1 protein-coding gene is annotated in these 395 nt (G+C 59.5%); it reads right to left on the bottom strand.

Features of this window, described 5'->3' with window-relative positions; genetic code table 11:
• A partial coding sequence (locus SB816_RS30060) for a helix-turn-helix domain-containing protein (RefSeq protein ID WP_410548001.1) occupies positions 1–228 on the bottom strand: 228 nt, incomplete at its 3' end.
• Between the last annotated feature and the right edge of the window lie 167 nt (positions 229–395).

Below are 395 nucleotides of genomic sequence, written 5' to 3'. Positions count from 1 at the left end.
CAGTTTCGCCTGACGCCGACTTCGCTCGCGGCGCGTCCGATAGGCTCTGGCCGCGCTTGTGGCGTCATAGCAGCGAGGCGCTTCCGTACGATTGCGCGCCAGTTCTCGTGTGATCGTCGACGCGCTGCGGCCAAGCAGCCTTGCAATCGCTCTGACGCTCGTGTTCCGGGCCTTCTCGATCATGATCACCGCGCGCTCTTCGGCGCTCAGATGCTTGTAATTCGTCACCGCAACACCCTATCTCATCAACGGTGTTGCACTTGAAGCTAGAGTCTAAGCCGTGTCGAATCTATAAATGTGCCGCCAGCACACAACCGCGCACAAACAATTACACAACGACTGCACCGGGCGCGATACCCGTGCAAGCCTTGCTCTGCGGACCGATATCGACTGGG

Origin of the sequence: Achromobacter sp. SIMBA_011 (assembly GCF_046535435.1) — a bacterium.
GTDB lineage: Bacteria > Pseudomonadota > Gammaproteobacteria > Burkholderiales > Burkholderiaceae_B > Achromobacter > Achromobacter dolens.
This window is presented reverse-complemented; position numbering and strand designations above follow the sequence as displayed.